This window comes from Candidatus Hydrogenedentota bacterium, from assembly GCA_016791475.1.
Classification (GTDB): domain Bacteria; phylum Hydrogenedentota; class Hydrogenedentia; order Hydrogenedentales; family JAEUWI01; genus JAEUWI01.
This window is the reverse complement of sequence record JAEUWI010000019.1, coordinates 109,233-118,470: the sequence shown is the minus strand read 5'-3', so window position 1 is coordinate 118,470 and position 9,238 is coordinate 109,233. Positions and strand designations below refer to the sequence as shown.

Annotated in this window: 9 protein-coding genes; all 9 read right to left on the bottom strand. The window is 62.1% G+C overall.

Going from position 1 to position 9,238, the window contains the following annotated elements:
* Positions 1-138 precede the first annotated feature (138 nt).
* The 9 genes from JNK74_12335 to JNK74_12295 all read right to left on the bottom strand — a co-directional run bounded on the left by JNK74_12335 (position 139) and on the right by JNK74_12295 (position 9,229).
* Positions 139-609: a PTS sugar transporter subunit IIA gene (locus tag JNK74_12335; protein MBL7646967.1), complete on the bottom strand. Its 471-nt coding sequence runs from the start codon at positions 607-609 to the stop codon at positions 139-141.
* Positions 606-1,298, bottom strand: coding sequence for a V-type ATP synthase subunit D (locus JNK74_12330; protein MBL7646966.1), 693 nt, complete (start codon positions 1,296-1,298; stop codon positions 606-608). The genes JNK74_12335 and JNK74_12330 overlap by 4 nt, the downstream gene beginning before the upstream one ends.
* Positions 1,299-1,383: 85 nt before the next feature.
* Positions 1,384-2,823 (bottom strand): V-type ATP synthase subunit B, encoded by a 1,440-nt coding sequence (locus JNK74_12325; protein MBL7646965.1) that lies wholly within the window; start codon positions 2,821-2,823, stop codon positions 1,384-1,386.
* Positions 2,824-2,840: 17 nt separating this feature from the next.
* The gene (locus tag JNK74_12320; GenBank protein MBL7646964.1) at positions 2,841-4,625 is read right to left on the bottom strand and encodes a V-type ATP synthase subunit A; all 1,785 of its coding nucleotides are present in this window, start codon (positions 4,623-4,625) and stop codon (positions 2,841-2,843) included.
* 177 nt (positions 4,626-4,802) lie between these two features.
* The gene (locus tag JNK74_12315; protein MBL7646963.1) at positions 4,803-5,126 is read right to left on the bottom strand and encodes a hypothetical protein; all 324 of its coding nucleotides are present in this window, start codon (positions 5,124-5,126) and stop codon (positions 4,803-4,805) included.
* A 74-nt stretch (positions 5,127-5,200) separates the two neighbouring features.
* A complete protein-coding gene (locus JNK74_12310; protein ID MBL7646962.1) occupies positions 5,201-6,265 on the bottom strand; it encodes a V-type ATPase subunit in 1,065 nt (354 codons plus the stop codon).
* 2 nt (positions 6,266-6,267) lie between these two features.
* Entirely contained in the window at positions 6,268-6,846 is a 579-nt protein-coding gene (locus JNK74_12305) for a hypothetical protein (protein MBL7646961.1), read from the bottom strand.
* A 107-nt stretch (positions 6,847-6,953) separates the two neighbouring features.
* Positions 6,954-7,229 carry a hypothetical protein gene (locus JNK74_12300; protein ID MBL7646960.1) on the bottom strand — a complete coding sequence of 92 codons (276 nt, stop codon included), beginning with the start codon at positions 7,227-7,229 and terminating at the stop codon, positions 6,954-6,956.
* Between the two features lie 77 nt (positions 7,230-7,306).
* Positions 7,307-9,229, bottom strand: a complete 1,923-nt coding sequence (locus JNK74_12295) for a hypothetical protein (GenBank protein MBL7646959.1) — start codon at positions 9,227-9,229, stop codon at positions 7,307-7,309.
* Positions 9,230-9,238 lie beyond the last annotated feature (9 nt).

Here is a 9,238-nt window from a genome sequence, read left to right as displayed (position 1 = left end):
TCCTTCATCCTTCATCCTTCATCCTTCATCCTTCATCCTTCATCCTTCACCCTTCATCCTTCATCCTTCATCCTTCAGCCTAAAAAAAACCGCAGACCCGAAGGCCTGCGGTCATCGCTTGAACTATGGGGTGCTCTTCTACTTGCCGTCGCCGGCGCTCTGGATGAGCTTGAAGGCCTCCTGGGGGCTGATGCACTTCAGCAGCTTCTCCACCAGGGCGCTGTCTTCCAGCAGATTCTCTATGCTGGCGATCGCCTTGACTTCATCTTCGTAGCTCTTCTTGGGAACGAGCAGCAGCACCACGACATTGGCGGGCTTGCCGTCGAGCGTGCCAAAGGGAATGCCGCGCGGGGCCATGCCAACGGCGCAGATCACATCGTCCACGCGGTCCGTGGCAATGTGGGGCAGTGCGATGCCGTGCTCCATGCCGGAGCCCAGCGAATCTTCGTTGGCATAGAGCTGCTCCAGCAGGATGTCCCGCTGGTTCATGGGGATTTCATGATACTGAATCAGGACATCCATCAGCTCGCTGATGCATTCCCGCTTCTTCTCGGCTTCGAGGCCGACTTTGATCAATTCGGGGCGCAGAATTTCGTGGAGGAGCATCATTCCGCTCCCTGTGCGGCGGCTGCGGCGGCCGCGGCCGCGTCGGCCTGCGCTTTGCGCTTCTGGACGGCTTTCTTGCCCTTGATTTTCTTCAGACGGAAGGTATCCTCGCGTTCGCGCTCATCCAGGACGCTGGCGATGCCACGAAGCTGTCCGCGCAGGCGGGGGAGGAGGTACTCTTCCAGGGCATTGATGCGGCGGGAAACTTTTTTCACTTCTTCGCCGACAATCTGGAGATTGCGCTCCAGCGGGGCGCAAATCAGGAGCTGGGAGAGCATCTCTTCCGAGGCTTCGGAAGCTTCCTGAACCTGGGCGGAGGTGTCCAGCAGGCCCATGCCGCGTTTTGCGGGGGTGCGGACGATGCCCTCCATGTCGATACGGCCCAGCGCGAGGCCCCAGACCTTTTCGGCCTCCACGCTGATGAGCAGCTCGCGGCGACCGGCAACGGCGGCCGACTTCAATTCGGGCGTGCCACGCACGGCGCGGGCCATGGCCATGGCATCCGCCGCGGCCCGCCCGCGGGCGTGGAGTTCGTCGCGCATGAGGGCCAGGGCTCGGGCGCGCTTGAGCAATTCCTGCATCAGGGCGTCCCGTTTGCCCTTCAGGAGGCCGACGCCGTCGGCGGCCATCTTTATCTGCCCCTTCAGGAGAAGCATATTCATCCGGGTCGGGGCGACGTTGTCCATACTCATAGTAGTAGTACCTATAGGGCGTTAAACGAATCAGACCGGTGTACACGGGGCGGGACCGCCGAAGCGGTCCCGCCGAGGGAAACTATCAGGCGTTCTCGATGGGAGAGGACGTCTTCGCGCCGACATTTTCGTCGGCCAGGGGTACGTAGTACTGATCCACGACTTCGCGCTTGATACGGGTCAGTTCGGACTTGGGCAGGTGGCCCATGACCTTCCAGCCGATGGCGAAGGTTTCTTCAATGGTCCGGCGGTTCATGCCCTGACCGATCATCTCGGTTTCGAAGGCGTTGTTGAAGCGCAGGTACTTCTTATCGAGTTCGGTCAGCGCGTCTTCACCCACGATAGCCATGAGCTTCTTGATGCGCTGGCCTTCCGCGTAGGCCGCGTAGAGCTGGTTGGACCACTCCCGGTGCCACGGCTCGGTCTTGTTCTTGCCGATACCGTTGTTCATCAGACGGGACAGGCAGGGCAGCAGGTCCACCGGCGGGAAGACACCCTGGCGGTGCAGCGGGCGGCTCAGCACGATCTGGCCCTCGGTGATGTAACCGGTAAGGTCGGGGATCGGGTGCGTGATGTCGTCGTCCGGCATCGTCAGCATGGGGATCTGAGTCACCGATCCACCGTTGCCGCGGATTCGGCCCGCGCGCTCATAGATCGTCGACAAGTCGGTGTACATGTAGCCGGGGTAACCGCGGCGGCCGGGAATTTCTTCACGGGCCGAGGAGATCTGGCGCAGCGCGTCGCAGTAGTTCGTGAGGTCGGTAAGCACCACCAGCACCTGATAGCCCTTTTCGAAGGCCAGGTACTCGGCCACGGTCAGGGCGCAGCGGGGGGTGAACAGGCGCTCGATCGCCGGGTCGTCCGCCTTGTTGATGAAGGCCACCACGCGCGAACCCTTGCCGCCTTCCTCGAAGGACTTCAGGAAGTATTCGGTCTCGCGGGCCGTGATACCCATGGCGGCAAACACCGTCACGAAGGGCGTGTCGTCGCCCTTGGTGCCCGAGTTCTGCACAATCATGTTGGCGATCTCGTTGCCGGGAAGACCGGAGCCCAGGAAGATGGGGAGCTTCTGTCCGCGCACCAGCGTGTTGAAACCGTCGATCGTGGAGATACCCGTTTCAATGAAGTCGTTCGGCGCGTCGCGGGACACGGGATTGATGGCGGAGCCGCCGATTTCCACTTCCTTCTCGGGCACTACCGGGGGCAGGCCGTCGATGGGAACGCCGGTGCCGTTGAAGCGGCGACCGATCACGTCGGGGGTACAGGCAATCTTCGCGGCCATGTCGCGCAGGGACACCGAAGTGCCCTTGATGTCGACGCCGCGCGTGCCCTGAAGGATCTGGAGTACGGCGTGGGTCTTGGTCGCTTCCAGGATCTGGCCCTGGCGCTGCTCGCCGCTCTCCATGTGCACATTCAGGATCGCGCCGGTGGGGAAGCGCTCGCCATTCTGCAGGAACACCAAGGGACCGGAAACATAGGTCATGTCCCAGTATTCTTTGTGGAGCTGTTCGTTCGTTTCAGACATCGTTCATTATCCCTTGGTTATTTGGCTTCCAGACCGGCAAGCACTTGCTTATAGTTCTCGATGCAGGCGTCTTTCTTGGCGGTGAAGCCGTCGTTCGGCTCTTCCTTCAGACGGGCAATCTGCTCGCGGAGGGGCAGCTCGCTGATCCGGGTCAGCGGAACCTCGCGGCGCAGCACCTTCTCGCACTCCTCGTGATAGACCAGGATGGTTTCGAGAAGGCCGAAGCACTTTTCCAGACCGCAGGAGGCGTCGTTCTCGGAGAAGGCGCTCTGCTGCAGGAACACTTCGCGGATAAGACGCGATACTTCAAGCACCAGACGTTCCATGTCCTGAAGCGCGTCGGGGCCGACGAGCTGTACGATGTCCTGAAGTTCCGTTTCACGCTGCAGGAGCGTGGCGGCCTGCTGGCGGCGCATGTTCCAGCCGGCGGGGGCGTTCTGGTCAAACCAATCCTTGAGCCCCTCGAAGTACAGGGTGAAGGAGCGGTTCCAGTTTACGCTGGGGTAGTGGCGGCGGTAGGCCAGGGCCGAATCCAGGGCCCAGAGGGCGCCGGACACGCGCATGGAGGTCTGCGTAACCGGCTCGGAGAAGTCGCCGCCGGCGGGGGACACGGCGCCCACCGCGGTGAGCGATCCCCGGCGGGGCTTGTCCGTCGTGGCTTCGGAGCCCGCGCAGATGACGTTGCCGCAGCGTTCGTAGAACGCGGAAATGCGCTCGGAGAGGTAGGTCGGGTAACCTTCTTCACCCGGCATTTCCTCCAGGCGGGAAGAAATTTCGCGGAGCGCTTCGGCCCAGCGCGAGGTGGAGTCGGCCATCAGCGCCACATCGTAGCCCATGTCGCGATAGTATTCGGCCAGGGTCATGCCCGTGTACACCGACGCGTCGCGCGCGGCCACCGGCATGTTGGACGTGTTCACGACCAGGATGGTGCGGTTCATCAGCGAGTCGCCCGTGTTTGGGTCGACCAGCTCGGGGAATTCGGTCAGCACTTCGGCCATTTCATTGCCGCGCTCGCCGCAACCCACGTACACGATGATCTGTGCGTTCGAGTATTTGGACATGCTCTGTTCCACCACGGTCTTGCCCGCGCCGAAACCGCCCGGCACGATGGCCGAGCCGCCCTTGGCGATGGGGAAGAGCATGTCGAGCACGCGCTGGCGGGTGAGGAAGGGCTCGGCGGGGGGAAGCACCTTGTGCACCGGGCGCGACTGCTTCACGGGCGACTTGTGCATCATCCGGATCTCGGTGCCGTCTTCCAGGCGCGCGATCACCTCTTCCACCGTGTAATCGCCCGCGGACTGCATCCAGGCGATCTTGCCGTTCACGTGCGGGGGCACCAGAATCTTGTGCTCGATGGCGATCGTTTCCGGGACCGTGCCCAGGATGTCGCCGCCCTTGACGTCCTGGCCGACCTTGGCCACGGGCGTGAAGGACCATTTCTTGGTGCGATCGAGGGCCACGGCGGTGATACCGCGGCCGATGAAGTCGCCCGAAGACTGCTGGAGCGTGATGAGGGGGCGCTGGATGCCGTCGAAGGTGGCGCCGAGCAGGCCCGGTCCGAGTTCGACGGCCAGGGGCACGCCCGTGGCCACGACTTCCTCGCCGAGAAACATGCCTTCGGTGCTTTCAAACACCTGCGCATAAATCTTGTCGCCCTCGATACGAATCACTTCGCCCATCAGGCCCAATTTACCAACGGTCAGGATCTCACCCATGGAGACCCCGAGCATGCCTTCGGCCTCAATCATCGGCCCGGCGATTCGGACGAGCTTTCCGACGATATGTTGTTCCGTCACCGCCATTTGATTCTCCTACTATCGGTTGCCTGATGCCAGCATCGCCAGTGCAGCCCGGGGGGCGGCAGCCGCGGGTCAAGCCCGCCGGCGTTGCAGTTCACCATCGTGTGAAAACGCTTTGGATCGCCCGGCAGTTTCCGGGCAACCCGCGCCAATGATCAGGTAATTTTAAGGGTAAACGTTCTAGTCCAGACGAATTTCAAAACCAACCGCGGGCCGGACGATGGAGTTGATATACTCCAGCGTGCCCGCGTCTTCCTCGGCAAACGAAGGGCAGAAGATGATCAGCGGCAAAGTGTTGTGGCGGGCGAGACGGCCCTGGAACCACTCCGAAAACTGATCCTTGAACTCTTCGTTTACGATGACCACTTTGGCATCGGAGGACATCAGCTCGGCCAGGCGATTCTCCACGGCCGACACATCAAATACCTCTTCCACGGGCACGCCCGTCAAGCCTACCTGAAGGGCTGCCTGGCCGTTGGCGAGTGCTACAACCTTTGAAGCCATGGTCATCCTTTTCCTTGTATCGTTCCGGCGGCCGCCGGTTGCCCGCGCGGCCGCCCGTACTCACGGGTTTGCGGTCAGACGGAGTACAGCTCGTCGCGGACGCGGCCCGCCGGCAGATTGCCGGCAAGTCCCCGCGCGATGAGGCGGAGGTTGATCACCTCGTTGTACTTCATCCAAACATAGTCCATCATCACGCCGATGCCGAACACATTGTTCCGCGCGCTCTGGCGTACATTCTTCATCAAGACGCGCTCGAAGAAGCGCTCCATCGGCGAGAAACGACCGGTCTGGAGCAACTGGTACAATTCTTCCACCAGGCTGCTGTACCGCGTGCGCGCCAGGTGGGCCATGGCCGCCGCCGGGTCCGAGCTGGACGCCATCTGGCGCAACAGGGACTTGGGCAGTGAACCCTGACTGAGAAAACGGCTGTCCAGGCTCTCGCCCAGTTCGCCCTTCGTGTCGATATGCTGGAAGACCGTCCGCAGGTTGATGCGGTCGATTTCCGACTGGAGCTGGGCGCGCAGCATGCGGCTGTCGTCATCCTCAGCGGTCTTGAGCCGGGCCACCGTGTCTACAAAGTAGGCGCGGTCCAGCGCCTCTTCGAGCTCGGAGAGGCTGCCCGTCTCGTGATAGGCCGGAAGGGCCTTGCGGAGGCATCCGCACAGGTTCCGGTTCCAGCCGCTCAGGGCGGCCACCAGCGATTCCATGGAATCGAGCTGGCTGAACTCCGCCAGCAGCGGCGGGGTGAGCGTGGGCCCGGGAATCAGGGCCGCGCCCATTACGGGGCCGTCGACGCCGTGGTGCCGGCAGCGGATCAGGGATTTGACCGCCATCAGGTCCCAACGGGCGAGGAAAATCTGGACCAGCTCCCGGAACTCGCCGTGGGAGCGGCTCAGGAGGGTCTGGAAGGTGGCAACCAGGTTGCGGGACGCCGCTTCTTCAACCGCGTCCGCACCCTGATAGCGGGTGAGGGCTTCGGCCATTTCCGTGCGATAGGCCGAATCCAGCAGCGCCTCAAGAAATCGGGCCAGGTCACCCTGATCCAGAAAACCGTCGATGGACGTGTTGGAAAACAGCTCGCGCTTCATGCCGTGCACCCGCGCGTTGAAGTGCAGTACAAAAGGATCCATGTCGGCCATGTTCAAGCTTCTCCGCCCGCGTTGGACGAGGGGAAGAGTCGGTTCAGCGAAAGCTTCCGCAACTCGCCCTCGTGCTTGTTGAAGCGCGCCGTCAGGGTATTGGTAAAACGAAACTTCTTGCCCGGGTCTTGTACGGCGACACCATCCTTCAGCGATGCAAGCGGTTCCACCGGCAGGCCCGGACGGCCGTTGGATTCAAGCCAGCGACGGCAATGATCCACATGGGCCGGGGGAGCCAGAACCACCACATCGGACGGCGCTTCCGCCATTAACTCGGCGAGGAGGGCATCCAGAATTCCCGGAAAGGTGGGACCCGCCGCAATCGCGGCCAGTTCCGCCGACACTTCCCCCAGCACCTCGTTGGTGATGGAGTCCTTCGTGGTCAGCGTCACCATGTGGGCCTCGGCCTCCACGCGCTCGCGAGAGCGGCGCGCGATGGACGCGAGTTCGCTCTCCGCGGCGGCAAGGCTGTCCTTCCGGCGCTGTTCCGCCCGTTCCTGGGCGTTCTGTCGGATCGCCACCGCCTCGTCGCGGGCAGCCTGCAACACTTCGTTGCGCTGCGCCGCGATTTGCGCTGACATCAGATCCAGTAGTGGTGTTTTTTCCATAGGTGCTTTCGCCGGCTGGCCGGCGGCCTCCTGAGGGCAAGTGAAAGAGGGGCGCCACGGGGGCGCCGCTCCACACAAACCTAGATATTGCCCAGAATCAGGAAGCCGATAACGAAACCGAGAACAACGATAGTTTCGGGAAGGGCCACCAGGATCAGCACGTTGGTGAACAGCTCGGGCTTTTCAGCCAGCGCGCCCGTACCACCCGCACCGATGGAAGCCTGTGCACGGCCCGTGCCGAGCGCCGCGCCGGCGAGGGCAATGCCCGCCGCAATCGCGATACCCGCAACCCGGATGCCTTCACCGACCGACGTGTTGGCGGTCGCGGAAGCGCCTTCCGCGTGCTCCTGGGCCATTGCGAACGGAGCGCAGACGCTCATGACCGCCAGAACGATGGCGGAAAGCAGCATTGCTTTGCGAAGTGTGGAACTCATTACCATACCATTTCCTTTCTAAAGGGTTCGTAACTTCTGCCTTCAGCTTCGTAGAACTTCGGCAAGAACTCAACAAAATTAAGCCGCAACGAATGGATCGTTGGACTGAATACGCCAATGAAGATATTGAGTGCGTGGACCGCTACCGCCATGGGAATCCCGATGACAATGCCGATCGTGCCGCCGCCCAGCATTTCGGGGAGGGCGTTGGCAATTTCCGCAAAGGCGATGGACACAAGGCCCAGCGCCATCAGGCGGCTGTAGGAGAAGATGTTCGCCGTAAGGCCGATGATTTCCATGACGCCCATCGCCGCCATCGCGCCCATGCTGCGCCACAGGAAGTACAGGCCCGCACCGAAGAGGGCCGCCGCAATCAGGAAACCCAGTACAAAGCCCGTGGCGGCGGAACCCAGCGCGACGGGGAGGGCGGCGAGGCCCAGCAGCATGCCCAGTTTTTCCTCGGCGTGCTTGTGATGGCCGTGGGCATAACCTTCCTTGATGCCCAGAATCAGGCACAGGGGGATATGAATCGCGCCGAAAAGGATGGCAAGGTAGAGCAGCGCGTCCGTGTGGTGCGCCCGGTGGAAAAGGGAGTAGTCACCTACCATATCCTCCACCAGCGCCCCGAATATCTCCCAATAAATGATACCGAAGACCACCGAAGAGACGCCCATCCAGGTGAAAATGGTCATGCCGTCGCGTACGGGCTTGATGTGGCCCCATTTGGCCTTGCCCCAGAGGCCGATAGCCACCAGGATAGCGCCGTAGCCCGCATCGCCCAGAACGAAGCCGTAAAACAGAATAAAGGAAACCGCAACGAGCCACGTCGGGTCGAAACCGCCATAGGTAGCAGGCTTCATCAGCTTCATGATGAGCTCGAAGGGCTGGATTAAAGGATGGTTTTTCAATTTCGTGGGAACGCGCTTGTGTTCAATGTCGTGGTGATCCATATGACCCACCACGGCCTTGTCGCCGAACTTTTCCTTAATCGACGCCACCAGCTTGCCATAGGACTCGCTGGGGACCCAGCCCTGAATGACGCCCACCATCTCGCTCTGGGCGAAAGAATCCACCACGCGCAGTTGGGCGATACGATCGGAGACCATCTTCTGGAGGGCAACCAGCTTGGCGCCTTCCTGGGCCGTAAACGCCTGCAGTTCCGACAGAACGGCATCGAGATCCGCCTGCATTTCGGCAATGCGGGATCCGATCTTGCGCATCACCTCATCCACCGAAGCGCCGCGCGCCTCTTGATCCGGGCTCGTCAGCACCTTGATGCCGCGCGCCGCCAGGAAATCACCCAACGCCTCGCCCTTGTCGGCGGGGTGGGTGACGATCAGGCAGAGTTTGTTCCGGTCCAGCTTCTGGCTCACCGCGCCGCAGGAGGCGCTCACGGCGTTGACAATGTCCCGTTTGAGGGCGTCCAGCGATTCCGCGTCGTAGCCCTCCAGGATGATGGCCCGGGCCGTTTCGCCCAATATGGCGCCATTCGTAATAAGCAGGGGGGTGATGGACTCGACCAGACGGCCGTAATTCTTGATCACCGTCATGTCGTCTTGAATATTGAGCTTGCGCCGGTGAAGGGTCCGGAGATTCCGGTGCCAGGCCCGGGCGGACTTCAGTCGGTCGGGGATGGCGCTTTCGCGCAGCCCGGCCGCGGCCGAGGCGACGGCATCCTGCGCAGGGCTGCCGGAAAGCAGCGGGGCGGCCTCTTTCAGGAGCGTCTCAAGCGCCTCCAGCTCGGAAAGTTCCCGCTTCTCCGCTTCCGGAAGGTGCACGCGGTGCAGAAATCCGGGGTGGTTCTCCAGCGCGAGGGAAACTTCTTCCACATGGAGCACGCCCTGCTCCTGGAGCGCCGGCACCATGGCGGGCAGCTCGGAGCGAAGACACACAATCTCAACCCGATCCATTGGGGAAATCATAATTCAGGC

What these genes read in the sequence shown, in the direction of transcription:
- JNK74_12335 (MBL7646967.1), bottom strand. Translation starts at nt 609, where the DNA reads ATGATGCTCCTCCACGAAATTCTGCGCCCCGAATTGATCAAAGTCGGC.
- JNK74_12330 (MBL7646966.1), bottom strand. Translation starts at nt 1,298, where the DNA reads ATGAGTATGGACAACGTCGCCCCGACCCGGATGAATATGCTTCTCCTG.
- JNK74_12325 (MBL7646965.1), bottom strand. Translation starts at nt 2,823, where the DNA reads ATGTCTGAAACGAACGAACAGCTCCACAAAGAATACTGGGACATGACC.
- JNK74_12320 (MBL7646964.1), bottom strand. Translation starts at nt 4,625, where the DNA reads ATGGCGGTGACGGAACAACATATCGTCGGAAAGCTCGTCCGAATCGCC.
- JNK74_12315 (MBL7646963.1), bottom strand. Translation starts at nt 5,126, where the DNA reads ATGGCTTCAAAGGTTGTAGCACTCGCCAACGGCCAGGCAGCCCTTCAG.
- JNK74_12310 (MBL7646962.1), bottom strand. Translation starts at nt 6,265, where the DNA reads ATGGCCGACATGGATCCTTTTGTACTGCACTTCAACGCGCGGGTGCAC.
- JNK74_12305 (MBL7646961.1), bottom strand. Translation starts at nt 6,846, where the DNA reads ATGTCAGCGCAAATCGCGGCGCAGCGCAACGAAGTGTTGCAGGCTGCC.
- JNK74_12300 (MBL7646960.1), bottom strand. Translation starts at nt 7,229, where the DNA reads ATGGCCCAGGAGCACGCGGAAGGCGCTTCCGCGACCGCCAACACGTCG.
- JNK74_12295 (MBL7646959.1), bottom strand. Translation starts at nt 9,229, where the DNA reads ATGATTTCCCCAATGGATCGGGTTGAGATTGTGTGTCTTCGCTCCGAG.